At 40.5% G+C, this 24807-nt stretch carries 22 protein-coding genes; 13 read left to right on the forward strand and 9 right to left on the reverse strand.

The genetic code is table 11. The features are described from left to right. Nucleotides 1-8: 8 nt before the first annotated feature. The gene (locus U2718_RS00880) at nt 9-1238 is read left to right on the forward strand and encodes a nicotinate-nucleotide--dimethylbenzimidazole phosphoribosyltransferase (RefSeq protein WP_341999359.1); all 1230 of its coding nucleotides are present in this window, start codon (nt 9-11) and stop codon (nt 1236-1238) included. A gap of 48 nt (nt 1239-1286) precedes the next feature. On the opposite strand, the gene U2718_RS00885 is transcribed toward U2718_RS00880, so the two are convergent. Continuing rightward, nucleotides 1287-1664: a hypothetical protein gene (locus U2718_RS00885; RefSeq protein ID WP_341999361.1), complete on the reverse strand. Its 378-nt coding sequence runs from the start codon at nt 1662-1664 to the stop codon at nt 1287-1289. A 1059-nt stretch (nt 1665-2723) separates the two neighbouring features. Between U2718_RS00885 and U2718_RS00890 the strand changes: the two genes are divergently transcribed. The 6 genes from U2718_RS00890 (at nt 2724) to U2718_RS00915 (ending at nt 9779) form a co-directional block, all read left to right on the forward strand. Further along, nucleotides 2724-3869 carry an extracellular solute-binding protein gene (locus U2718_RS00890; protein ID WP_341999363.1) on the forward strand — a complete coding sequence of 382 codons (1146 nt, stop codon included), beginning with the start codon at nt 2724-2726 and terminating at the stop codon, nt 3867-3869. A gap of 436 nt (nt 3870-4305) precedes the next feature. Next, nucleotides 4306-6060, forward strand: coding sequence for a S8 family peptidase (locus U2718_RS00895; protein ID WP_341999365.1), 1755 nt, complete (start codon nt 4306-4308; stop codon nt 6058-6060). Between the two features lie 230 nt (nt 6061-6290). Beyond that, entirely contained in the window at nt 6291-6602 is a 312-nt protein-coding gene (locus tag U2718_RS00900) for a hypothetical protein (protein ID WP_341999367.1), read from the forward strand. Nucleotides 6603-6768: 166 nt separating this feature from the next. After that, nucleotides 6769-8058, forward strand: a complete 1290-nt coding sequence (locus tag U2718_RS00905; RefSeq protein ID WP_341999369.1) for a glucose-1-phosphate adenylyltransferase — start codon at nt 6769-6771, stop codon at nt 8056-8058. Between the two features lie 76 nt (nt 8059-8134). Then, complete coding sequence (locus U2718_RS00910; RefSeq protein WP_341999371.1) at nt 8135-8632, forward strand: AAA family ATPase; 498 nt, start codon at nt 8135-8137, stop codon at nt 8630-8632. 142 nt (nt 8633-8774) lie between these two features. After that, the gene (locus U2718_RS00915) at nt 8775-9779 is read left to right on the forward strand and encodes a DnaJ C-terminal domain-containing protein (RefSeq protein WP_341999372.1); all 1005 of its coding nucleotides are present in this window, start codon (nt 8775-8777) and stop codon (nt 9777-9779) included. 134 nt (nt 9780-9913) lie between these two features. Here the strand turns inward: U2718_RS00915 and U2718_RS00920 are convergent, their stop codons facing one another. Continuing rightward, complete coding sequence (locus tag U2718_RS00920) at nt 9914-10465, reverse strand: peroxiredoxin family protein (protein ID WP_341999374.1); 552 nt, start codon at nt 10463-10465, stop codon at nt 9914-9916. 115 nt (nt 10466-10580) lie between these two features. Then, nucleotides 10581-11180 carry a peroxiredoxin gene (locus tag U2718_RS00925; RefSeq protein ID WP_289787908.1) on the reverse strand — a complete coding sequence of 200 codons (600 nt, stop codon included), beginning with the start codon at nt 11178-11180 and terminating at the stop codon, nt 10581-10583. A gap of 140 nt (nt 11181-11320) precedes the next feature. On the opposite strand from U2718_RS00925, the gene U2718_RS00930 reads away from it, so the two are divergent. The 3 genes from U2718_RS00930 to U2718_RS00940 all read left to right on the forward strand — a co-directional run bounded on the left by U2718_RS00930 (nt 11321) and on the right by U2718_RS00940 (nt 15051). Next, on the forward strand, nt 11321-13495 hold the full coding sequence (locus tag U2718_RS00930; RefSeq protein WP_341999377.1) for an amylo-alpha-1,6-glucosidase: 2175 nt from the start codon (nt 11321-11323) through the stop codon (nt 13493-13495). Nucleotides 13496-13653: 158 nt separating this feature from the next. Next, nucleotides 13654-14763 (forward strand): tRNA guanosine(34) transglycosylase Tgt, encoded by a 1110-nt coding sequence (gene tgt / locus U2718_RS00935; RefSeq protein WP_341999379.1) that lies wholly within the window; start codon nt 13654-13656, stop codon nt 14761-14763. Nucleotides 14764-14913: 150 nt separating this feature from the next. Then, on the forward strand, nt 14914-15051 hold the full coding sequence (locus tag U2718_RS00940) for a photosystem II reaction center protein K (RefSeq protein WP_289787911.1): 138 nt from the start codon (nt 14914-14916) through the stop codon (nt 15049-15051). Nucleotides 15052-15507: 456 nt separating this feature from the next. Here U2718_RS00940 and U2718_RS00945 read toward each other — a convergent pair whose 3' ends face one another. Together U2718_RS00945 and U2718_RS00950 are read right to left on the reverse strand one after the other, a co-directional pair. Then, nucleotides 15508-16191 (reverse strand): hypothetical protein, encoded by a 684-nt coding sequence (locus tag U2718_RS00945; RefSeq protein ID WP_341999382.1) that lies wholly within the window; start codon nt 16189-16191, stop codon nt 15508-15510. A gap of 44 nt (nt 16192-16235) precedes the next feature. Continuing rightward, nucleotides 16236-17255, reverse strand: a complete 1020-nt coding sequence (locus tag U2718_RS00950) for a hypothetical protein (RefSeq protein ID WP_341999383.1) — start codon at nt 17253-17255, stop codon at nt 16236-16238. Between the two features lie 681 nt (nt 17256-17936). Here U2718_RS00950 and U2718_RS00955 point away from each other — a divergent pair. Both U2718_RS00955 and psbM read left to right on the forward strand, forming a co-directional pair. Further along, nucleotides 17937-18233: a 2Fe-2S iron-sulfur cluster-binding protein gene (locus tag U2718_RS00955; protein ID WP_341999385.1), complete on the forward strand. Its 297-nt coding sequence runs from the start codon at nt 17937-17939 to the stop codon at nt 18231-18233. 133 nt (nt 18234-18366) lie between these two features. Beyond that, nucleotides 18367-18483: a photosystem II reaction center protein PsbM gene (psbM, locus tag U2718_RS00960; protein WP_015136746.1), complete on the forward strand. Its 117-nt coding sequence runs from the start codon at nt 18367-18369 to the stop codon at nt 18481-18483. A 326-nt stretch (nt 18484-18809) separates the two neighbouring features. On the opposite strand, the gene U2718_RS00965 is transcribed toward psbM, so the two are convergent. Next, a complete protein-coding gene (locus U2718_RS00965; protein ID WP_341999393.1) occupies nt 18810-19685 on the reverse strand; it encodes a WecB/TagA/CpsF family glycosyltransferase in 876 nt (291 codons plus the stop codon). Between the two features lie 771 nt (nt 19686-20456). Between U2718_RS00965 and U2718_RS00970 the strand changes: the two genes are divergently transcribed. After that, nucleotides 20457-20750 (forward strand): hypothetical protein, encoded by a 294-nt coding sequence (locus U2718_RS00970; RefSeq protein WP_341999396.1) that lies wholly within the window; start codon nt 20457-20459, stop codon nt 20748-20750. A gap of 11 nt (nt 20751-20761) precedes the next feature. Here U2718_RS00970 and U2718_RS00975 read toward each other — a convergent pair whose 3' ends face one another. The 3 genes from U2718_RS00975 to U2718_RS00985 form a co-directional block, all read right to left on the reverse strand. Continuing rightward, nucleotides 20762-21442, reverse strand: coding sequence for a response regulator transcription factor (locus U2718_RS00975; RefSeq protein ID WP_341999398.1), 681 nt, complete (start codon nt 21440-21442; stop codon nt 20762-20764). Continuing rightward, nucleotides 21442-22839, reverse strand: coding sequence for an ATP-binding protein (locus tag U2718_RS00980; RefSeq protein ID WP_341999400.1), 1398 nt, complete (start codon nt 22837-22839; stop codon nt 21442-21444). Before U2718_RS00980 ends, U2718_RS00975 begins: the two co-directional genes overlap by 1 nt. 1152 nt (nt 22840-23991) lie before the next feature. Further along, entirely contained in the window at nt 23992-24663 is a 672-nt protein-coding gene (locus tag U2718_RS00985) for an FkbM family methyltransferase (protein ID WP_341999403.1), read from the reverse strand. Nucleotides 24664-24807: the final 144 nt, after the last annotated feature.

The following is a 24807-nucleotide window of genomic DNA, read 5'->3' on the forward strand; positions in this document are numbered from 1 at the left end:
TTAAGCTAATGACTAATGACTTAATTCGTATTTATACCCAAACCCAACAGGGAAAGGAATGGCTTGCTCGCTATCATGGTTGCTCACCCGTATTTGCTTGTATTTTAGGATTTACTGACACTTGTTTAATTCCCGGAATTTCCGCAGCCGGTCGCACGATTGAGGATCGCAAATACACAGCAGTTGCTGATGCCGAATTTCTCTACTACGGTACAGAAAAAAAACCTCAATATCCTTTACCACCTCTGATTGCTGGTGCATCTCCGGTGTTAATTTCCCGTGCGGTGGTAGAGGAATTCAATATACCAATTGATTTATTTAATGCTGGTTTGCCTCAGCCCCCTGCTGTGCCAGTAATTGATTTGGGTGGTTCTCCGGCTCGCTGCTTAAGTCACGGTAATGCAATGGAACTAGAAATGGTACACCACTTGCTAGAACAAGGACTATTATGGGGCGATCGCCTAGCTGGCAAAGCTCAAAAAGGTTACCTAGTCTTGGGTGAGTGTGTTGTCGCCGGAACGACAACCGCTTTAGCAATTCTCACTGGTTTAGGTATAAACGCAGTTGGAAAAGTCAACAGCAGTCACCCTGTTTGCAACCACACTCAAAAGTGGGCAGTAGTGCAGGCAGGTTTGGAGAAGATGAGGGAAAGAGGAGAAGAAACCCAGATGCGGAGAAGCTCAGACGCGGATAGAGAACTTTTCCCCGCGTCGTCGTCCCTCTATCCCCGCGTCCCCGTGTCCTCAGTCGATCCTCTCCAACTTGTAGCGACGGTGGGCGATCCCATGCAAGTTGTTACAGCGGGAATGGCGATCGCTCTTAGTCGCAGTTGTGGTGTTATGCTCGCTGGTGGTACGCAAATGCTGGCAGTATACGCACTTATGAGCGCGATCGCTCAAGCTTATAACTTAGTCTGGCACCCAGAAGCAGTAGTCATCGGCACAACACGCTGGGTAGCAGAAGATCCGACAGGAGGCACTGTAGATTTAGCGCAGCTAGTGGGTGAACATTGCATAAAATTGGGCGGTGCTCCTCCGCCCTTACTAGCCACTCAATTAAGTTTTGCTAATTCTGTTTACCCCCAACTTCGAGCCTATGAACAGGGTTTTGTCAAAGAAGGCATGGGGGCTGGAGGAGCTTGCATTGCCGCTCATCTCACTTACGATTGGCAGCAACATCAACTTTTAAAAGCTATTGAAGCTCAACTTGACAGGCTGTTTCAACTCAATAGTCAGTAGTCTAGAGTCAAAACAACATCAACTATGAAATCTTAACTAATGAATTTATTAGTGAATTCTTTTGAGTAGTAATTGTTCTTCTAGAGCAGCAATCCGGTTGTATGCAGCCGTTAACTGTGCTGTCAGTCTTTGGATTTGAATTTCTGGCGTAATTTGTTTGTCTCCTCCCTGAAGATTCGAGTCTGGATAAATACCGTCTGCTATTACATCTTTGTGTTCCATCTCCGGGTTAAGACTAAATTGCGCTTTAAACTGTAAGCGACCAGTCTCAACATTTTCTAAAACATTATCTCTATCCTCGTGTGTTGTTTCCAAGCAGCACGCCGATAAAGCTTGAGATACTTTATTATCAAGCTGCTCAATCACTTGGTAGAGGGCATCCAGTTTATAACTCAATGTCAGGACTTGCTTTTGTAATGGCTCCATTTAATACCCTCGTCCGCTTATTTTTCTCTATGTTATTCAATTTACTGGCAACGTTAAATATACTTATGATTTTTTTAATTTTTAATATTATTTTTTAGGATTGAACATTTAATTAATCAATTAGTAACATTTCTAAATATTGCCTATAGGCTTACTCAATTTTAGCATTGAGAAAATTTACTTTTTGGGGGTTTTTTCAAAAAAATCAATGTTTTACCTTGCTGTCTCTGGTTTTTGGCAGTATATCGAAGAAAAATTCCTCAAACATACTCAAGCTTAACAAAGCTAATCGTCATAGCTATTAACGGAAATTTATTAGCTTAGATATCACTAAATTTTGACAAATTTATCAAAAAAGAATATCTGCGGGTAGAGACATACTGACTTATGACTAAGGTAAGAATCAACCAATATACTAGCGGCAGACACCCATAGAATTTCATTGCCCAATGCTCGCGATAAAAACCTCTCTTTTATAGTCTCTAGCCTCTAGTTACTAGCTCTGACTTAAGGGAGATAGCAGTAATTATACTTATCAAGATATAGCTATTTTGGCTAATTGTTTTGATTGCGAGAAATTCAATAACTTACATCTTGCGCCAGTTACTTTGTTGCAATTTTTGTAGGGTGGCACTGCCTAAGTTTCCTCAAACCCTGATTTTTACGTTGTAAAAAGTGTCCACCTTACAGTTATTGAGAATGGTGCAAGATATCGGATCATCAATTCAACGAACAATACTTATAAAAAGCTAATTTATCCTGAAATATTGTCAAAATCATGGGTTTTAACACATCTTTCTGCCTACTGTACATTAGAATGTCTACAATTCTATTCACTGTTACTTATTGCTCTTTTAAGACTTCAATAATGTGTCTGATTTGAAAAATCCTAAAATATGAAAGATTAGTGAGCAAGCGTATACCCTACTCTCAATAACCTGAGATTGTTGCTTACAGAAATCTTCTTAATTATGGCTGGCGATGCCTTATTGCTACCCTAGTAAAGGGAATCAGGCAATTTGGTTAAATAGTATGAGTTATAACTAAAATCTCAAATCAATGCATAGACGGTCTTTTTTGCAAGGTAGTATTACACTTATACTTTTACAGTCACTGCTTGGATGTACTAACAAAAACCAGGAGACATTAAGTGTTCAACTATTAAGAGGCTCTATTCCTGCTCAGGTAGTTGATAAATTCCGAAGAGCTTTGCTGCAGAAGGCACAACTAAATTTTGCTCCTGTAGAGCAGTTACGGGACTTATACCAAGAATTACAAACTTGGCATAATCAGTCCAAAACCAATTCCGAAAAAAAATGGAATCTCCCCCTACCCTTAGGATCATCTGCAAATACTACTGCTGATTTGGTGACTTTGGGGGATTATTGGCTAAAAACAGCTATTGAGCAAAAACTAATTCAACCACTAGAAGTAGGACAGCTCAAACAGTGGTCTAATTTACCTCAACGCTGGCAAGAATTAGTAACACGCAACGAGCAAGGTTACCCAGATCCTCAAGGAAGAATTTGGGCGGCTCCTTACCGTTGGGGCAGCACAGTGATTGTTTATGATCGCGACAAATTTCGAGAATTGGGTTGGGTACCGAAAGACTGGAGCGATTTATGGAGAAGCGAACTACGCGATCGCATTTCTGTACTCAATCAGCCACGAGAAGTAATAGGACTAGTGTTAAAGAAGCTAGGAGCATCTTACAACACGCAAAATTTGGACAGTATTCCCAACTTGGAACAAGAATTAAGCGCTCTCAATCAACAGGTCAAGCTTTACAGTTCCACAAGATATTTAGAACCTCTGAGCATTGGAGATACTTGGCTAGCCGTTGGTTGGTCAAATGATGTATTGCCAGTCATAGGACGTTATCCTCAGCTTGCTGCCGTTACTCCTCAATCAGGAACAGCATTGTGGGCAGATGTGTGGGTAAGACCTACAAGTGCTACAGATGAAAACTTAGCATATCAATGGATCGATTTTTGTTGGCTACCAAACATAGCTGAACAAATTTCTCTGCTTGCTAGAACAAATTCACCAATTTCTACAAACATTGAATATTCTAATCTCCAAGCAGCATTACGCAAATTGCTAAGAAACAATAATGAAATTTTTGCCAAAAGTGAATTTTTACTTCCCTTACCACCCAATGTGACTGCTAGATACGAGTCTTTATTTAACAAAATTAAGGGATAAGTAGTGATTGGGTATAGGGGATCGGGAAGTAAGGAGAAACAGCGATCATGATTCTTCGTTACAGGTTCAACCGGGTAACGAGAATTACAGTCTCTGGCTCTCTTACTCTTAACCGATTGATTTATTTTTCTCTTCACCTTATGCGTAATTAGTGAATTAGACACTGTATTCAGTAAATAGCTTTTTTCAATAGCTGATGCCAATTACGAGTGATTAATGAAGCTCACAATGAAACACATATAGGTGCAAGTGACGAATCAGGAATCGTAAGTAATGTTACGCTTCTTGAAGTATGTAATCTAATTTACTCGTAAATATTAATAGCTAATCTTTGCATCAAAAAGACAAAGTAATAAAAATTACTTGTGTATCATCAATACTCAAGGGATTTAACCTGTTAAAATCTTGCAGCACTTGAACATAATTTGAGGTGTCAATGAGATACGAAAAGCTTTCCCCTGGACTACTTTTAGCTTATGAAGATTATCAAAGAGAAGGACAAGAAGCTTTAATTCCCCACAAGAAATCGCTCGGTATAATTGCCCCCAAATCCACTCTTAAGAGAACCAGTAGTGTCGTTTTTATCTATTGTGACGAACAAGCTGACTTGAGTTATTTGTCACAATACGGAATTGAGGTTAACCAAAATACAGGAACTGTGCGGACGGCTTACTTGCCCTTAGAAAGTTTAGACACTTTATCTCAAGAAGATGCTGTCCAACGGATCAAACCATCGCGGAAATTACACTTGCGGATGGATGAAGCACCAAAGGCAGTAAAATTGCCAGAGTTCAAAAATGAAACTGGGTTGACAGGTAAGGGAGTAATTATCGGTGTAGTAGACAGTGGTATCGATCCCAAACACCCTGCCTTTGCAGGACGCATTCTCCGCATCTGGGATCAAACTTTACCAGGACCGGGAGTATCAGAAGGTGGTTATGGAGCCGAATTAACCGAAGCGCTGTTGAGTGTTTCCCAAGATACAGACGGTCACGGTACTCACGTAGCCGGAATTGCTGCTGCTTCCGACACTACCTATAACGGTGTTGCGCCAGAAGCGGAATTGGTAATTGTTAAAACTGACTTACAAGATGCCCACATTGCCGATGGTGTTCGCTATATTTTTCGGATAGCAACAGAAATGGGACGTCCAGCAGTGGTAAATCTGAGTTTGGGCGGACACGCTGATGCTCATGATGGTAGCGATTCTCTCTCAAAAATCATTGATGCCGAAACTGGCCCAGGACGGATTGTCTGCTGCGCAGCAGGTAACGAAGGTAACGACAATATTCACGGTCAAACCCAGGTTAATGGCAGTCGGCTGCATACAATGCGTTTTAACGTTCCCTTAAATCAAGCAGGCATAGTCTGGTTAAACGGGTGGTATTCCAAAGGTGGACAGTTAGAAGTTTCTGTGCGCAGTCCTAACGGTTTTGTGACTCCTTTCCAAACGATCATTGCTGACGATAATCCTTCCAAAGCGTATACTTTACCAGATGCACGAGTAGAAATAGTCACACCCGGCCCTGATCCAGTCAACGGAGAGTATAATTTCTTCGTACAAATTCGCGGTATGGGTAACGACAGATTTAACCAACCTGTACAAGGTGGTATTTGGCAATTGAGAGTACGTAAAGTATCAGGAAGCGATGTACGGTTAGATGTATGGACTTTAAGTGACTCTCCATCTGTATTTTTTATAGGTAAGAGTGCATCTGATGCAATGAAAATTGGTTCGCCAGGAGCAGCCAGCAAGGCAATTACAGTTGCTTCTTACACCACTAAAGTGAAGTACACGGATATTGACCACAACGAGCAAGAAATAGGCTTAGAGTTAAATAATATTTCTGAATTTAGCAGCGAAGGCCCATTGCGTAACGGTGCTCAAAAACCAGATATTGCAGCACCAGGAGCAATGATTATTTCTGCCCTTTCCTCGAACGCCAATCTCAATCGCTCGATGATGATAAATTCCAAATTTGTAGCGATGGCTGGTACAAGTATGGCAACACCATTTGTTACTGGCTTAGTTGCCTTGTTGTTGCAGAAAAACCCCAATCTCGATCCAGTAAAGGTAAAAGAACTGTTGTGTAAAAATTGTTCCATTCCTGACAAAGCTGCGGGAACTTTTGATAGTAAATGGGGTTTTGGATTGATTGATACGCTCAAGCTCACTCAAAAGTTAGAGTAATTGATTGAGAATTTTCTTAAATCTGTGAATCTGTAATTAGTCGTAGGCAAGCACAAGCTAGCTCTACACAAGGATAGGCAATTGAAGGCAATAAATTTGCTACGGTAATTCTAGAGCAGGCTAACTTTAGTCTGCTCTTTATGATTAGGAAAGTGGTAGTATCTCGCCCTGCTTTCCATCTATCTGTCTGAACAAGAAAGTAGACGGGGTATTGATGGGAGATTTTTTAGATGAACTATCAGAAGCTAGACGCTGCTCTTGCAATGGCGTTAAATCAAGTTCACGATCCAGAAGAACGTAGTTTGGTAGTGTTTATTCACACAGAACCAATTACAGACGCATCTGCTGCGATCGCTATCTTAGAAAATTTGGGTGTTAGTGATATTAACAAGGCAAAGGATGTATTTAGTGCTACTCTATCACCTCATGAAATTTCTAAATTGTCAGAGCAACCTTGGGTACAGTATCTAAAGCTATCCCAAAAGCTGCATTTGATGGATAGACGATTAGGTGGACGAAGCATAGGTATGTCACAAATTTAGGTTAAGTTTATACACTCGTTTTCCTGTAATAGCAATAGATGATGCTATTTGTCTGTGGCAGCATACAGCAAACTTAACTCACTAGAAATCTCTGATCCCCCCTTACCAGCAGGTACAGACAGTCCTAAACTGTAGGTGAGAGTTGAAAGGCAGTCGGGAGAAACTTGTGAAAAGAGTTTTAGCAATCATTCTCGGTGGCGGCGCAGGTACCCGCCTATATCCGCTAACTAAATTACGCGCTAAACCAGCTGTACCACTGGCAGGTAAGTATCGCTTGATTGATATTCCTGTCAGTAATTGTATAAATTCTGAAATATTCAAAATCTACGTCCTGACACAATTCAACTCGGCTTCGCTGAATCGCCATATCGCGCGTACCTATAATTTTTCTGGCTTTACTGAGGGATTTGTGGAAGTGCTTGCTGCCCAGCAAACGCCAGAAAACCTCAGTTGGTTCCAAGGTACAGCAGATGCGGTTCGTCAGTACCTATGGCTGTTTGAAGAATGGGGTGTAGACGAATATTTAATACTATCAGGCGATCACCTATACCGGATGGACTATCGCCTATTTATTCAGCGTCACAGGGAAACTGGGGCTGATATTACTCTTTCTGTAATACCCATTGACGAGCGCCGCGCCTCCGACTTTGGCTTGATGAAAATCGATCAGTCTGGCAGGGTAATTGACTTTAGCGAAAAACCCAAAGGCGATGCTCTAAAGAAAATGGCGGTTGATACTACTATCCTTGGTTTAGAAAAAAACCAAGCCGAGCAACAACCTTATATCGCCTCAATGGGGATTTATATCTTTAAAAGAGATGTTTTGATCAAGTTGTTAAAAGATGCTACAGAACGCACTGATTTTGGCAAAGAAATTATTCCCGATTCAGCTAATGACTACAACATTCAAGCCTACTTGTTTGATGGCTATTGGGAAGATATCGGAACAATAGAAGCGTTTTATAATGCGAATTTAGCACTAACTAAACAACCCCGTCCGCCTTTTAGTTTCTACGATGAGCACGCGCCCATCTACACTCGCGCTCGTTACCTACCCCCCAGCAAATTATTAGATTGCCATGTAACACAGTCAATTATTAGTGAAGGTTGTATTCTCAAAAATTGCCGCATTGAAAATTCGGTTTTGGGAGTGCGATCGCGGGTTGAAGCCGGTTGTGTTATCCAAGATTCTTTAATCATGGGCGCAGACTTCTATCAGCCATTTGCCGAGCGCCAGTCTGATTGCGAACATAGCAGCATACCCTTAGGTATCGGTGCTAACACAACGATTCGTCGTGCCATCATTGACAAAAATACTCACATTGGTTGTGATGTACAAATTGTCAATAAAGACAACGTTCAAGAAGCCGAACGCGAAAATCAAGGTTTTTACATCCGTAATGGTATTGTCGTGGTGTCAAAAAATGCTGTTATTCCTGATGGAACGATAATTTAGTTATTAGTCAATAGTCATTGGTCAATGGTCATTGGTTATTTGTTACAAATGACAAAGGACAAAGGACAAATGACAAATGACAAGACTAATTTTACTAATTGGTCTTCCTGGTGGCGGTAAGTCAACCCTGGCAAAACAATTGCTAGCAGAATGCCCCCAATGGCGATTGGTTTCCACCGATGCTATTCGGGGGCTATTATTTGGTAATGAGGCAACTCAGGGATCTTGGTTATTGATTTGGCGAGAAATAAGGCGGCAATTCCAAGAAGCGATCGCCACAGATAGTACGGTAATTTATGACGCTACTAATGCGCAGCGACGCCAGCGCCGCGAAATCATCACTCTAGCCCGCAATCTCGGTTTTACCCAAATTGTCGGAATTTGGGTAGACACACCAATTTGGTTATGTTTAGCCCGTAATAAAAAACGGAAACGTCAAGTGCCAGAGGATGTGATATTTCGTATGTATCGTCAACTCCGGGATGCTCCCCCTAACTTACTAGAAGGACTAGACAGCCTAAGCATTGTTTTTCCCCGGAGCGAGGAGAGTACGGAAATTGCGCTCATGCAGTAAGCAAGAACCGTACTTGATTTTATATAAGGTTTGTTAACTTAAAATCAGACTTAGTATGCCTGGAATTCTACCCGGTGCAAAATTAAAGACTCAAATTTTACCTAGAAAAAACATAAAGGGAATTGCTATTGGAGGCTGGTAGATGGCTGCAACCGATTTTAAAGACTATTACGCAATTTTGGGAGTTAGTAAAACTGCCAGTCCAGAGGAAATCAAACAAGCCTTTCGGAAATTAGCCCGTAAGTATCACCCTGATGTCAATCCTGGCAATAAACAGGCGGAGGCACGCTTCAAAGAAATCAACGAAGCCTACGAAGTTTTGTCAGATCCAGAAAAACGCAGCAAATACGACCAATTTGGTCAATACTGGAAACAAGTCGGTCAAGGCTTCCCTGGGGGCGGTGTTGGCGTTGATATGGGTGGCTTTGACTTCAGTCAGTACGGCAGTTTTGATGATTTTATCAATGAGTTGTTAGGACGCTTTGGTGGTGGCGGTGGTAGTACTCGTGGTGGACGACAAACCTATAGTTACCGCACTTCCACAGGCGCTCCGAGCGGATTTGGCGGCTTTGGTGATTTTGGCTTTCAAGATGCTGCTTCCACAGGCACTAGCCAAGACAGTGAAGCGACAATTTCCCTGACTTTTTCCGAAGCTTTTCATGGAGTCCAAAAACGCTTCAGTCTGGGCAACGAAACTATTGATGTTCGCATCCCTCCTGGTGCAAAACCAGGAACCCGCTTGCGTGTGCGGGGCAAAGGACAAGTCAGCCCTTATACGCAACAACGAGGAGATTTGTACTTAAAAGTTGAACTTCAGCCCCATTCTTTCTTCCAATTTGAAGGTGATAATTTAGTCTGTGAAGTAGCAATTACACCAGATGAAGCCGTGCTGGGAGCGTCTATTGAGGTACCTACTCCCGATGGCAGCGTGAATGTGAAACTTCCTGCTGGAGTACGTTCTGGGCAAACTTTGCGTTTGCGGGGCAAGGGTTGGCCGCAACCTAAGGGTGGACGTAGCGATCAGTTAGTGAAAATTGCGATCGCTACTCCCAGAGAAATTAGTCAACAAGAGCGAGAATATTATGAAAAAATCCGCTCTAGCCGTACCTATAATCCCCGCAGCCATTTGCAAAATATTAGGTTGTAAAAATTATAGGTTGGGGATCGTTAGTAGGGGCGGGTTTCATTGATTATTTTTAGGTTAAGACCGATAATTTATCTTTTAAACCCGCCCGTACAGTGGTTAGGGGTTAATAGCTAATTTTTTGCAATTAATCGCTATTAACCATTAACTATTTCATCATATTGTTCTAACAAAGTTTCTATACTGGCATTATGATCCAAGAAGGAAAATAAATGTTTGTAGCGAAGTCTACCTTCTTTGTCTAATACAAATTGTGCTGGTAAAGGCGCTCCCAAAGCTTGTCCAACCTTATATAAACGAAATACCCGACAGGTAGGATCGCTCAGAAGCGGAATCTTTAAACCTAAGTCTCTAACAACTATTTGGCTTTGCCTTTCATCGGTACTAGTAATCATTAAAACTTCTATTCCCCGATTTTTAAATTGCTCGTAATTTTCATTCAATGCTTTAATATGTGGATAGCAAAATGGACAATATTGTTTTTCTGTAAAAATACGTGTAAAGGCTAGTATTAGTGGTTGTTTACCTCTGTAACTTGACAACTTTCTTAAAGTGCCATTAGTAATATCCGGCAGTTGAAAGTCTGGTGTTAAAAATTCTAGTGGTAATTTATTACTGGCTGGAATTGGTAGGAAATTTCTAAAAAAACGCTCATTTAATAAGCCGCTAAAATTAGTAGATGTCAACATATTTTCTCTCTGAGAATTTTAAAAATATCATTAGAATATTAAATGAGAAAACCACAGATAGACGAGAGTTTCTCTATGTTTATCTGTGGCTATTGTTTATTAGTTGCCCTTTGTACTAAACAGCAGCAAAGTAGACTTTGGACTTGACAGGATCGGGAACCATTGTTTTGTCGCCTGGCTGCCAACCAGCAGGACAAACTTCATCGGGGTGAGACTGCACGTACTGAATAGCTTGCAGTGTCCGCAGAGTTTCATCAACGTTGCGACCAAAGGCTAGGTTGTTGATGGTAGCATGCTGAATGACACCATCTTTATCGATGATGAATAAACCGCGTAAAGCAATGCCAGCCGCAGGATCAAGAACGTTATAAGCAGTGCTAATTTCTTTCTTGATGTCGGAAACAAGGGGATAATTTAAATCACCAACACCGCCTTGTTTGCGATCGGTTTGAATCCAGGCTAGGTGAGAAAATTCGCTATCAACGGAAACACCTAGAATTTCTGTGTTAACTTTTTTAAAGTCTTCGTATCGATCGCTGAAGGCAATAATTTCAGTAGGGCAAACAAAGGTAAAGTCTAAGGGATAGAAAAACAAAATGACGTACTTACCGCGATAGTCGGAAAGTTTAATCGTCTTAAATTCCTGATCTACTACAGCTGTGGCTGTAAAGTCGGGAGCGCTTTGACCAACGCGGAGGCATCCTTCTGTTGACATATACTAATTCTCCTTGAACTTATATGTGTCTAGCTGCCCGCTTTTTACTTGTGTACAGGTACGCTTTTCTGTACATGCCCTGACAGCTTAATTACGAACTGTTACAACTATATCATACTCATAACGATTTTGAGTAGCAAATGGTGGATTTAGATACGAGAGAATGGTTGCTCACAAATGGCTTGGGAAGTTTTGCTAGTGGTACAGTTTCTGATGTCCGCACGCGCACTTATCACGGCTGGCTATTTGCCGCCACAAACCCGCCTTGCGGGCGTACACTGCTGCTTTCGCATTTAGAAGCGAGCTTAGAGCTACCAAAGCAACTTGTAGCACTAGGAACTAATTTTTGGGGTTTTGGTCAGATCGATCCGACAGGCTATGAACTGCTACGCTATTTTGATATCAATCCTGTTCCCAAATGGATTTGGGGGGAAGACAACTGGCAGTTAAGCAGGCAGATTATCATGCCTTATGGGCTAGAGGGGGCAGAGGCTGGTGATGTGGTGGATAAATTCTCAACCTCTTTGTATCCTCGCGCTTTTGCCTCCTCTGGTTTGAGTCATCGCCTTTTAATTCAATATCGTTATGAGGGTAATGATGCTGCAATTTTAAAGTTGCGGTTGTTGATAGGTGATCGCGATTTTCACAACCAACAAAAATCAATTCCCGACTTACATTTTTCCCAATTACTTGGTCAGAAGCAAGTGTGCTTACAAGCGATTGATTCTGGACATTTTGGCACACCTTGGCATCTGCGCTGGACTCATGGCAGATATCAACCAGACGCAGTTTGGTATTGGAATTATCATTTACCTGAGGAAACAAGACGGGGATTAAGCGATCGCGAAGATCTCTACAGCCCTGGTTACCTAGCAGTTACTCTTCGCCCTGGAGATGTAGTCACACTGGAAGCAAAAGTGGGTTTTCCCGACAGATTTCAGAGCATCCTTACCGACGAAAGTTTTGCAGAAGCGATAGAAATAGAACAAGAGCGGCTTTGCCAAATTTTTGGATGCGAGGGAGGAACTAGGGATAAAGAAGAGGACAACAGGAAAGGGAAACAACAAGACTTGGGGCAAGAACGTCAATCAAGATCCTCCACCTCCCCGTGCTCCCACCTCCCCGTGTCCCCATGTTCTCTTCCCAATCCCCAATCCCCCATTTGGCAGCAACTTTTACAAGCAGCCGATCAATTTATTGTTTACCGAACTTCAATTGCCAGCCCTACAATTATTTCCGGCTACCATTGGTTTAATGACACAGGGCGCGATACCTTGATTTCTCTGCCAGGGTTGGTCTTAGTTCCACAGCGCTTTAATTTAGCAAGAGATATTTTAAGATCTTTAGGGCTGCACTGTCGTCACGGCTTGATTCCTAATACATTGCCTGATGCAGATAGCGAACCTTTTTATAACAGTATTGATGCAGCACTGTGGTGGATTGAAACTTTGGGGCTTTACTTGGAAGCTACGCAAGACTGGCAGTTTTTGACAGAGCAATACCCAGTGGTGCAACAAATCTACAAAGCTTTTATCGGTGGTACACGCTACAACATCCAAGTTGATTCATTAGATGGGCTAGTTGGTTGGGATGCACGTGGTGTTGCCTTGACTTGGATGGATGCAATAGTTGACGGACAACCTGTGACTCCTCGTCGCGGTAAACCTGTGGAAATTAATGCGCTGTGGTATTCAGCTTTGTGTTGGGCTTCTCGATGGGCAGAAATATTGAGCGAGCAAGAAGCTATTCCCGAACCAAGCCGTCTGGCTAAACAAGCACGACGTTATAGCCAGCATGCGCAACAGGTGAAAGAGTCACTGCAAAAGTTCTGGAATTCCCAGCTTGGTTATTTGTACGATACCATTGAGCCAGACGATCGCCGTAATTCTCAAGTGCGCCCTAATGCAGTGATTGCACTTTCACTAGTTCATTGTGCATTTTCTGAGCAGCAAGGGCGTCAAATACTAGAAAAGGCAACAGATCGCTTACTTACGCCCTACGGTCTTCGCACTCTCGATCCAACTGATTCAGAGTACATTGGTAAATATGCAGGTAATTCCGAAAAACGCGATCGCTCCTACCATCAAGGTACTATTTGGGGCTGGTTAATTGGTCCTTACATCCGGGCTTGGCAGCGTTTTTATCCAAGCGAACCATTGCCCTTTAGTTGGGAACCACTGCTAGAACATCTGAGCGGTGATGCTTGTCTTGGTTCTATTTCAGAAATTTTTGATGGCGATCACCCACACATACCTAGAGGTGCGATCACTCAAGCTAAGTCGGTTGCTGAGGTAATCCGACACTTTCAGAGTTGAAAATGCAAAATTCAATTTGATTGTTAGTTCTTATCTACCCGAAAGTAATACCAATTCTCAAAAAAGAAACAGCGTATAGGCTCTTACCTTTAAAAATGATAAGTTATGTTTAATTAAGTTCACTAAACTTAGCTTTAATCTTAACGGTTGTTTCTGCTTTGAGCGCAAAATTTTCTTTCCAATGTCTGAGTTGCTGTAGTCAGACAAAAGCACGGGCTGGGGTGTTCTTTACTCCTCACGGCTTGGTTGAAACCCCTCGTTTTATGCCTGTGGGGACGCTGGCAAATGTCAAAACCCTGACTCCAGCTCAACTGCGGGATACAGGGGCGCAAATGGTATTATCTAATACTTATCATCTCCACTTGCAACCAGGAGAAGCAATTGTGGCTGGAAGTGGAGGACTGCACAAATTTATGGGCTGGGATGGGCCGATGCTCACCGATTCTGGTGGCTTCCAAGTCTTCAGCCTTAGTGAAATGCGGAAAATTTCTGAAGAGGGTGTAACATTTCGCTCACCCCACGATGGACAAATAATTAAGTTGACACCAGAAAAGTCTATCGAGATTCAGAATACACTAGGGGCGGATGTAATTATGGCTTTTGATGAGTGTCCGCCTTACCCAGCAAGCCGTCAAGAGGTAGAAGCAGCAACGGAGCGAACTTATCGTTGGCTAGAACGTTGCATTGTGGCTCATCAACGCAGCGATCAGGCGTTGTTTGGGATTGTTCAAGGTGGTGTACATTTAGATTTACGTTCTCGTGCGGCTACAGCTTTGGCTGATTTAGATTTACCTGGATATGCTATTGGCGGTGTAAGCGTGGGAGAACCACCAGAACTGATTCACCAGATTGTGCAGGTAACAGCGCCTTTACTACCACATCACAAGCCCCGTTATTTGATGGGTGTAGGAACTTACCGAGAAATGGTAATGGCGATCGCCTCCGGAGTGGATTTATTTGATTGTGTAATTCCGACGCGGTGGGCAAGACATGGTACGGCAATGGTGCAAGGCGATCGCTGGAACTTAAAGAATGCTAAGTTTCGTGAAGATTTTACGCCCTTGGATGAAACTTGTCCCTGCTACACCTGCCAAAATTTCACTCGCGCTTACATATCTCATTTAGTGCGATCGCAAGAAATTTTAGCGTACACTCTACTGAGTATTCACAACATTACCGAACTCATTCGCTTTACTCAAAAGATAAGAGAGGCAATATTGCGCGACACCTTTGCCACCGAATTTGCACACTGGCTTACACCACTGTAGAGGATAAGGAGAGGGGAGGGAAAGACAAGGGGAGCAGAGGAGAGCAACCAGCTACTAACCAATGACCAATGACTAATAACTGATGTCCAAGCCGTGTTAAGATATTTCTCAATTCTGAAAGCTGTGTTGGAAAGGTGGATTTAAATAAAAATGGAAGCAGCACTTTTTTTAGCAAAATTGCCTGAAGCATTTCAAATCTTTGACCCTTTAGTAGATGTTTTGCCTCTCATACCTGTTTTCTTCTTGTTGCTAGCTTTTGTTTGGCAAGCAGCCGTAGGTTTCAGGTAAAAATAGAGACGAAATCTTTCGTCTCTATCTAAGTGGTTTGAATAGAACCCATTGAAATTTAATATTACAGCTGGGTGTGTTTCATATTGAATTAAAAAGCGCCTAGCTGCAAAAAATACTGTTGGTAATACGAAGCTCAAATCCCTAAATTTATCTCCTAAAATCTTCTAAAGAGAACAAAGGAAATTAGAGGATTTCAATCACTTTGAATATACCAACAGTATTATTAATTCTTAGCTAGACGCCCATGTGATTAAATCACACAACGAGGGAATGAAAATCTTTCTTTTTCTGTTCCCTGTTAAGAGTTCCCCGTTCCCTATTTTCAAGACAGATACCCGTGGTAAAAGCTCATAAAGAAGGTAGAAATATTTCTTACCCATCTTCTTGTTACCAACATCTAGTCCCTATTTTACAAATAGAAATTGCAACAATTTTTAACTCTGGTTTGTGGCTCTAAATCAAAACAGTTCTTAATTCTTTAAGAACTTTACCAATTTCAACAAAATCTGAGTTTTTAGAGAGTTTTTTCAAAGTTGCTAAATCACTTTTGAGAACAATGTCATTGTAAGCCTTGATAGCAGCGATTAGCTGAGGCACATCCACATTCGTTTGAGCGTCATTGTCATTAGCATGACAAGAATTGATTTCTTGAATCGGTTGTGATTCAGCACCAGATAGACTAGGCTTTTGTTTTAATGAAGGTGCAGAAAACTTAAATAATCCTATTAAAGCTTTTACAAGAGTTTGAGTGGGAGTTTGAGAAGCTCCTGAATTCGATAGGGAAACCTGTAGCTGATTAATGGCATCATTGGCATCAGATGAACACGCCAGAAGTAAGCCAATCACACCTTTTTGAGATCCGTTTGAATTGCCTGTATTGGCGTTTTTTATAATCGCGCCTGCCTGTTGATTAATAAGCTGCTGAATGATAGCTGGAACAAGAATTTGATTATTTACCTCGACTAATACATTAGTTCCAGGAAATTGGAAGTTACTACCAAAGAAAGTGGAAGAATCTTCACTCGTTCCCCGAATTACAGCTTTACCAGCATTAGCTTTTATCGGCGCGACGCCATCAATACAGCCCAAAACCAATAAAACTAGACCAATGGTCAAAGGCAATTTTTGCTTATTCATTACTTTTACATTTTACTTTAATTAATTAATACAGAAGTTAGACTTTAAAACTGGAAAACATAGCCTCCACTTACAGATAAACCTGTGCCGTTATCAAAATTGTCGGTAAGATCTGTCAAGATCGTGTTAATCACTATGGGTGTTTTCTTGAAAGGAGCAAAGGAAGCACCTATATTGAGACTATTCCCAGTCCAACTTGTAACTAAAGAAACTTCTGGCATTACTCGTAAACCCACACTACCGAAAAAATTTGGGGTATTTTCGTTGGCTGCGATCGCTCCTATAGAACGATAAATACCACTGCCAACACCAACTGAAAGAGTGATGGGTAGTTTGTTTTTAGGATTATTTGGCTCTAAATCAAACGTTTTAGTAACTACTCCATAAATAGTATCTTTTGTCCCATTGTTATCTCCCCATTTAATCGGATTTGACCAACCAACAGCTACTGCTGTACGATCAGCAAAATACTTGTGTACTTTAAAACCTAAACCTCCACTATCGCCAAAGTCGAAATTATCACCACCTCCTACACTGGTAATATTCGCATTTATTTCAACACCCACAGATTTCAATGCATCTCCTAAACCAAATCCAACAGCTGCCGAACCATCAATGCGATCGTTGTCAAAAGGAAAGTACAAACCACCTCCTATGTAGGCTTGTCCCCAACTTGCACCATAAGCTGAAGGAGTGCCAGCAGTAGAGCCAGGAGCTATAACGCGTCTGCTTTCTACCACAACAGGATCAATTAAAAGCTCTTGACGTAACTGATTTAGCTCTCTCAAGCTATCGCCAACTCCAGGGGAATTTATCTGAGCAATTAGTTTAGTGTCTTTTTTGATGCGAGTATTTTGACGTTGCTTCGCTTTTGCTATCCATTTTTTTAATGCAGAGCTTTCTTTTCTAACATTGACAGCAGAAGCACGGTTGACTGAAATAGTTGTGGTTAAGAAAAAGGTTGCTGCCAGGGTGCTTAATAAACCCAAGCATACACTGCGCATATAATTTACTCTAGAATTACGGGAACTAGCAGTAGCATTAAGTTTTTTTTCTTTGTTCATTAGAAATATAAAAAGTATCAAAACCTTCAAAATTGACCCATTACATTAAAAACTCGTTAATAGATATATATTGAACGGCGTGTGCAAAATCTTACCATTGCCGTACATATAGATTATCTGTATTCTTAATTACTTAAAAGCTATAGAGATATTTTCTAATCATTAAGATTAATGGCTCAAAAGCTTTTAGAGTAAAAACCTTGCCTTTACAACATCAGCAAGTAAGATAAAGATAATTAACGAATTATACTGAAAATAAGCTATATACAAGCTAAATTAGCCACAATTTCTACTCTGTGGATATAAGGTAGGTAATAAACTTTTAAAACTATTTTTAATGCTTGTCTTCCGTATTTATACGTAAGAATTATAAAAATAAATTTAGTTTCCGATAGATTCTGAAAATTTTGTATAATAAAATACTAAAAAACAACTTGCCACAGTTTACCGATTCATTAAAATGACTGTGGTTACTGTATTGCAGAGATTATGTAGCATAGGCGATCGCTTACTGCCCTATTTGTATTGGTAAGTGGCATTGAAATATTGAAAACAAGTCTTTAAAAAAGTTGATAAATCTTAAGAAAATGTAATAATTTCCTATATATAATGGATAACAAATTCCATAAAACCAGGTCAAACTTCAGTCACAGTCAAGCTAATAGTAAACGAGATATAACTATGGGTAACATTAAATTCGTTAAAGAGAATAAAGAAGTTGTAGCTGCTGATGGTGCCAATTTGAGACTCAAAGCTTTAGAAAATGGGATTGACATCTATAAAATCTGGGGAAAGATGATGAATTGTGGTGGCTACGGTCAATGTGGCACTTGCATTGTCGAAATAATTGAAGGTAGAGAAAATCTTTCGCCCCCCACAGAGGTAGAAAACCGTTTATTGAAAAAAAAGCCCGCTAATTATCGCCTTGCTTGCCAAACCTTAGTCAATGGTACTATAAGCGTAGTTACAAAGCCTTAGAGTTGATGATTTTGATATTTCCAATTCCTCTACTTACAACTTTCAACTTTATACTCATTACAAATGATTCAGTCAGAGCGCAATGATGCTATCCTAAGATTGTTGACTGGTATTTAAGAGAGGCTTTTCTGCTATGCAGGTTAATGACCTGGGGTTTGTAGCCAGCATCTTATTCGTGCTGGTTCCCGCTGTTTTTTTAATCATCCTTTACATCCAGACAGCTAGCCGCGAAGGTAAAAAAGATACTTAGGATTTTTTTGATAAAATAAAACCCTTACACTTAGTAGTAAGGGTTTTTATTTTTCAAACTACTTTTGTTTTGCGCTGAAAGATTATCGTTTAAGCAAGATAATTTGGCAGTTGGCAGTCAGACTTAAAAGATTTTAACCGTTACAGTGCCGAATCATTGAAAATTGGTTAAGGCAACAATACTATTTACGTCAGTTCAAAACTTACCCGAAAACCAAATGCTGGAAACTAAACTGTTTCTAAAATGGGTAGAGGCACTGCGCGATCGCACAAGTATTTTGTGAAACTTTGTACCTGAATCAATTTCTACGCTCGTGGCTATACCCTTTACGAATCGCCATTATTATAGAAATTCAGCTTTTGTTGTAAAATTAACCAGAAAAAAGGTAGGTCTTCTATCAAGTATCTTTTCCATAGTCTCTTTGGTTCAGATACCATTCTGTACAACCATTCTAAACCCAAATCGCTAATAAACTTAGGAGATCTCTTAATGTTACCTGCTTCAAAATCGATAGTAGCACCTATCGCCAAAAAGATTTTAACATTAGGCAGCAAATCTTTGTACTTATAGATCCACTTTTCTTGTTTGGGCGCACCTAAACCAACTGCCAATACTGTTGCTCCTGATCGCCTAATGATATCAATGATTTCCTGACACTCTTTTTCGTTTTTTTCAAATCCAAATGAAGGTGAGTGCGAGCCTACAACAATATTTCTACCTACTTTAGCATTAATTCTCTGTTGAGCTTTGTAAGCAACACCTTTACCTGCTCCTAGTAAGAAAATTTTGATTTGCTCGTTCTTTTTATGAAAGTTATAAAAAGCAGGGAAAAAATCTGAACCGGAAATTTTCTCTTTAATGGGCTTACCTAAGAATCGAGATGCATAAAGCAGAATTTGACTATCACACAGTTTGTATTCAGCACGATTATAAACGTGGAGAAAATCCACATCGTTCTGTAATTTCATCAAATGATCGACGTTAGGCGTAAACACAACGCCGCTTTTAAGGTTCTCTAAGACTTCCGCCTTAGATAAGTTGTCTATCTCTACATTTAAGAGCTTCACTTTTTCTTTGTCATTTAAATCCTGATAGACGGAACCAGTTTGGCGATCAAATAACTGTGTTCGTAATGTCTTGCTTACTTTGTCCGAGGACGCACGATCAAAAAAGGTGTTGAGAAACCTAACTCGGTCTGCCATATAATTTGAACCTCATCATCCAAAATTCGGCGATAGCAGAATTCAGAACACAGGTAGCGCCAAGCTACCGCCGAATCATACATACAGTCCTGTGCTTGACTAGAGATATCAAGCCAGTTCAATTGCTTGTACAACAATCATTAGTCTGCAACCGGAATGAAATTCTTAATATATGGGGACTTTTGACATACTCGCATTACATCCTCACATTTAACCACATATAAAAAACTTGGACTTTGATTTACAAAATCCTCTTACAGTCTCTACCTTAGGGGGTCATGAAAAATACTATCTGATGGTTATTTAGAGCCTAAGGTGTACAGTATCCTTATGGAGAGACAAAATTATCCATCTAACTATCCGCTTGGCTCTAGTGTGGAGAAAATTCAAGCTTCATACTAGACTGTATTCAATTCAAAGATTAATGCTTGGTTATGATTCAGTTTAACGCGACAGTATGGTAGTACTGCATCTACTACCTAACGTTGTTAACAGACTCTTGAGTATAACGAGGCTACTTATGTTAGACAATTCCGAGAGAAATTGCACCATTTGTTAGCACTCATTATTTCTTTTTGTTATCAAGATATTCTTGTCTTTTGAAATTTAAGAAGTTGTATTTCAAAATCTCTGGCTTGAACAAGAGTTCAAGGTTGAAAAACTTGTCAAGTAACAGAGCCATATTATTCTTGAAATTCTTTTGTGTATCTTACGAAAATCTTGCACGCACGTTATGTCCAATTAATTTGTAGTTGCGATGGAAAAGCTGCCATGGAGAGGCATCGAATTATGGTGATTGGTAGCAACGTTAGCACCGTGCAGCGCGTCAGCAGCTACTGTTTGAAAAAGAGTTTAGAAGTGTTCCCCTATTACGGTATTCCAAACAATGAAGAGGTTACTCTATTCGCCCCTCACGTTTTTGTTTTATGTCTACCAATACTCGGAGATTTCCAGATATTTCAGCCCTATATTTTGTGGTCAGAGCAACCTATGGATGAGGGTTTATCATCAGTTACCACACCTACAGAACTATATACCCGTCTAGAGGAATTTCTTTCTTACTAGTCTAAATGAACTTAAATTAAACCTTCACGCACAGCCAATGCTGCTGCTTGTACGCGATCATCAACACTAAGTTTGTTGAGAACCATACGCACATAAGATTTGATTGTCCCTAGTGAAAGGTAGAGTTCCTCAGCGATTTCCTGATTTGAGTATCCTTTGGCAATTAATTTAAGAATCTCACGCTCGCGGTTGCTGAGAATAGATTGTTGCAGTGTCTCAGAAGTAGGAGCTTGATGGTTAGAGTTCATGGCAGGCTTGAGCATCCGGGCAACTTTCTGAGCGATATGAGGATCTAGATAAGCGCCACCCTGGAGGATTAATTGAATCACAGCAACAAGCTGTTCCCATTCAATCGTCTTGAGGCAGTAACCATCTGCTCCCGCCGCAAGCATCCCAATCACCTGCGTGTCGTCATCAAAAGCACTCAAGGCAAGAATACGGGTGGCAGTGCGATCGCTTTTAATCCGCTGTGTAGCTGTAATTCCATTCATGGCTGGCAGATCGATATCCATCAAAACTACATCCGGCTGAAGCTCGGTAGCCAATTCAATAGCTTGTGGCCCGTCACCAGCCTCACCAACTACACTAAAGCCAGGCTCCAAGGCAAATTGTCCTTTCATACCCCGGCGTATCAAAGTGTGATCATCAACAAGTAGAATCCGCACTGTTTTCTGTTCTTGCTTCTCAAGCATCACTCCTCCTCCCGTATCTGCTTTTCGTACTTAGATGCAGCCTGAATTTTAGCGATTGGTAGGGTAAACCAGAAGGTACTACCTTCTTTGAGGGTACTTTCGACACCAATCTTACCTCCGTGAGCTTCCACGATTTGACGACATAAGTACAAACCAAGTCCAGATTTGCCACGCCGCCCTCGTCCCTGAATGAAGCGGTGAAATAGGCGTTCTTTATCTTGTGGTGCAATTCCTGAACCATAATCTCGTACAGAAATCTTGACTTGGGTTTTTCCGAAAGATGCTACTTGAAGAAAAATTTCCTTACTCGGTTCACTCACTCTGACAGCATTATCTAGTAGATTTTGTACAACCCTTCTAATTTCTAATTCATCACCATAGACAATCGGCAATGACTGAGAAATTTTATAAACAAGGGTGGGTTCCCGTTTAGAAGTGGCTTGTATCTGGGCAATTGCTTTGACAAAAATCCTTTCCCAATTTAGAGGTTCATAGTTCAAGCGAGCGCCGTAACCAGCTTCATATCGAGAAACATCCAACAGAGCTTCCACAAGCTTGAGCAAATCCTCGTTAGCCTGGCGAAATTCTTGAAACACTTCTTTCCAAACACAACTGACAGGGCCAAAAGCTCCTTTAAGCATACCGTCTAAGGTAGCGCGGGTAGCAAGTAAGGGAGTGCGCAAATCATGGGAAAGGGCAGAGATCATGTCCTCAAGCTGTTGATTACGAACCTCAATGCGTTGTTGGCGCTCTCTAGCCTGAGCTACCATTTCGTTGAGAACTTCTGTCAGTTGACCGATTTCATCCGGAGAGGAATAGTCAAACCGAATATCCATTTGTCCTTTGCGCCAAACTTCTCCCACTTTTATCAACTGTCGTAAAGGAACCTCAACTCGTTGGTGTAAAAGCCGAATATTTAAAGTAATTCCTGCCACAATCACTACTGTGCAAACAATGTTCACAGCTGTATTGATGTAATAAAGTTGCTGCAAACGATGTTTGCGTTCGCCCATCAGTAGCTCTTCGTGCATAAGCAAAATCCGAATCTGAGCGCGCAGAGAATCAAATAAATTCTTTTCTATCAAACTATTAGTGCTGGTAGAGTCAGAGAGTGTTCCTTGAGTGAGCTGGCTTTGCCAGCGATTATAAATATTTTTAATCCTGTCGAGTTGTTTAATTTGGGTTGAGTTATTTTGCAGGAGCCAATGTAGACGATTGAGACTGCCACGGACGGCTATTTCTTCTTTTTTGTAGGTACCTTGTGAGGCTCTTTGCTCATCTATGACGGCGTTAAGCAGACGTTCTGCCTCACGCTCAACCAATAGGGTACGAGTTACTCGGTCGGCTGCATCTTGACTGAGCAATGCTATCCATAAATTTAAACATTGTTGTCCCACTATTAAAGATACCAGTATCAAAAAGCTGGTACATAATGGCGCGAATAAATGTTTTTTTGGAGTTGATGAAGCCAGGCAACGCAGTAACTTAATAGTGAACACTATCTGACAGGTTTCTGAGCTTAATTAAATGAATAACAGATAGCTTACTGACGTATTGATTGTTACAAATACCTCAGCAAATATCAGGTTTTTCACAGCAGTCATCATATTTACTAATTGATCATCCAGGGTTGCGCATTGGTACATAATACTACACGCAGCCATGTTTCTGCTCCAATCATAGCCTCATTTATAAGAAGGCTGCTTGAGATGAGAATCTACAAGCAAAATTTATGAAAAAATTCATAGTGCTAATCATGTAAACAATAGGGAACATTATTACAAAGCTACGTATTTAAGTAAACGTTTACATGACTAAATATTTTTTGGCTATATATCTAAAGTAATAAACTCTAGGCTTTGTTTATACATTTTCGATAACTGAATTCAAGTAAAATCTAACACTTAAATTATTAAGTTGATTTTTGTAAGTTATTTTGTAAATTCCTATCATAATTACAATTGATTCAGTTATCTAGAGCAATTATTTCAGTACTTATAACAGTAATGATGGTAAATAAAATTATAATAATTGAAATAAATAATATCCACTTATGTATTAATAATACATGGTTTGAATAAGTAAATTTTCAATATTTATTTGGCTCTCTGCGATCCTACGTAATTACTTTTGTAAAGATTTGATTTTGCTACCTCAAAACTATAGTGATTTTGTAAAGATTTGATGTTGTTAATACAGCCCGATTAGCTTCACAATTAAATAAAAATCACTATTTATTAAAAGTACAAAGGTTCAAAATCAACGCGATCGCACTAAGGTTTAGAAAGAGGATCTACTGAGCTAGCCACGAATCGTACATTAGTACTGTTTACAAATTTGTTTTTGATGTGCAAAGGCTGTGGCAGTTAGTGAAGCAATTACATCAATGAGAAATAGACACGGCAGTCGCTATTTAGTTTGCTAAAAGTGTAGCGATCGCAAACGAAGCAAAACTATAAGCATTTTTAAGAGCAAAGCCTCTCAACCATAAACTACCGTTCTAGGAAAGGAGCAACAGTTTCCACATTGCACTGTTACTTTTGCCCAAATTAATTAGTTCGGATGTAAATGTCGCCATAGGAATATTCCTCATGTCCCTGGAAACCGTTGGGGAAAAATCTTAAAAATTTTTCCAAAGACATCCACTTTTGATACGTAAATGAGTTTAATCGAGATGATGGCGTTATGTTTATGCTTAGGTCTCCAAATTGTGACAGATAATCCAGGCAAGCAAGAGCATTGTCAATATCATGCTTCTGATTAAGATGATATTCAAAGGACAATAAGGGGATTGGCTGCGTCAGCCCTTTCAAAACTTCAAGTTCCCATCCCTCAACATCTATCTTGCAATAGCTTGGTTTTCCAAACTCAGTGATAGCATGATCAAGAGTTATGACAGGGACTTGAAGACTTTGTGTGAGCGTGCCTTCCCCCCAATTCTCATGCAAGCTTGCTTGTCCACGAAATTCATGGACATTCAATACCGCTTCTCCAGCTTCTGCACCAAGAGCCTTCTTACATACATACAATTTGTTGCGGTCATTGTAGCATCGAGCTTCAAGTTTTCTCATACAGTCAAGCTGTGGTTCAAACGCAACTACCCTTGCACCAGATCTAAAAAGTACTTCCGTTTTTTCACCAATATTTGCACCAACATCAAAGCAAAGACAGTCAGGCTCTAATAGCTTTGAGAAGAAGGCCACTTCCTGACGGTAATGCATTAGCTGTGATCGATTTAACAAACGATACGGAGATCTAGCCGGTCTGTAAATCCCAGCTGATAGTCAAAACTGTTTTACAACGGTAAATTTTGACATCTAGACTATCTTCCTTCAAATCTAGCCATATTCCACAACTTTATTAAA

The organism is Chlorogloeopsis sp. ULAP02 (genome assembly GCF_038404745.2).
GTDB lineage: Bacteria > Cyanobacteriota > Cyanobacteriia > Cyanobacteriales > Nostocaceae > Chlorogloeopsis.

Excerpts from the sequence above, each read along its gene's own strand:
- U2718_RS00900 (WP_341999367.1), top strand. The coding sequence starts at position 6,291 with ATGAACTATCAGAAGCTAGACGCTGCTCTTGCAATGGCGTTAAATCAA.
- U2718_RS00880 (WP_341999359.1), top strand. The coding sequence starts at position 9 with ATGACTAATGACTTAATTCGTATTTATACCCAAACCCAACAGGGAAAG.
- U2718_RS00885 (WP_341999361.1), bottom strand. The coding sequence starts at position 1,664 with ATGGAGCCATTACAAAAGCAAGTCCTGACATTGAGTTATAAACTGGAT.
- U2718_RS00945 (WP_341999382.1), bottom strand. The coding sequence starts at position 16,191 with ATGAATAAGCAAAAATTGCCTTTGACCATTGGTCTAGTTTTATTGGTT.
- U2718_RS00950 (WP_341999383.1), bottom strand. The coding sequence starts at position 17,255 with ATGAACAAAGAAAAAAAACTTAATGCTACTGCTAGTTCCCGTAATTCT.
- U2718_RS00915 (WP_341999372.1), top strand. The coding sequence starts at position 8,775 with ATGGCTGCAACCGATTTTAAAGACTATTACGCAATTTTGGGAGTTAGT.
- psbM (WP_015136746.1), top strand. The coding sequence starts at position 18,367 with ATGCAGGTTAATGACCTGGGGTTTGTAGCCAGCATCTTATTCGTGCTG.
- U2718_RS00910 (WP_341999371.1), top strand. The coding sequence starts at position 8,135 with ATGACAAGACTAATTTTACTAATTGGTCTTCCTGGTGGCGGTAAGTCA.
- U2718_RS00975 (WP_341999398.1), bottom strand. The coding sequence starts at position 21,442 with ATGCTTGAGAAGCAAGAACAGAAAACAGTGCGGATTCTACTTGTTGAT.
- U2718_RS00965 (WP_341999393.1), bottom strand. The coding sequence starts at position 19,685 with ATGGCAGACCGAGTTAGGTTTCTCAACACCTTTTTTGATCGTGCGTCC.
- U2718_RS00890 (WP_341999363.1), top strand. The coding sequence starts at position 2,724 with ATGCATAGACGGTCTTTTTTGCAAGGTAGTATTACACTTATACTTTTA.
- U2718_RS00970 (WP_341999396.1), top strand. The coding sequence starts at position 20,457 with ATGGAGAGGCATCGAATTATGGTGATTGGTAGCAACGTTAGCACCGTG.
- U2718_RS00955 (WP_341999385.1), top strand. The coding sequence starts at position 17,937 with ATGGGTAACATTAAATTCGTTAAAGAGAATAAAGAAGTTGTAGCTGCT.
- U2718_RS00920 (WP_341999374.1), bottom strand. The coding sequence starts at position 10,465 with ATGTTGACATCTACTAATTTTAGCGGCTTATTAAATGAGCGTTTTTTT.
- U2718_RS00940 (WP_289787911.1), top strand. The coding sequence starts at position 14,914 with ATGGAAGCAGCACTTTTTTTAGCAAAATTGCCTGAAGCATTTCAAATC.
- U2718_RS00925 (WP_289787908.1), bottom strand. The coding sequence starts at position 11,180 with ATGTCAACAGAAGGATGCCTCCGCGTTGGTCAAAGCGCTCCCGACTTT.
- U2718_RS00930 (WP_341999377.1), top strand. The coding sequence starts at position 11,321 with ATGGTGGATTTAGATACGAGAGAATGGTTGCTCACAAATGGCTTGGGA.
- U2718_RS00895 (WP_341999365.1), top strand. The coding sequence starts at position 4,306 with ATGAGATACGAAAAGCTTTCCCCTGGACTACTTTTAGCTTATGAAGAT.
- U2718_RS00985 (WP_341999403.1), bottom strand. The coding sequence starts at position 24,663 with ATGCATTACCGTCAGGAAGTGGCCTTCTTCTCAAAGCTATTAGAGCCT.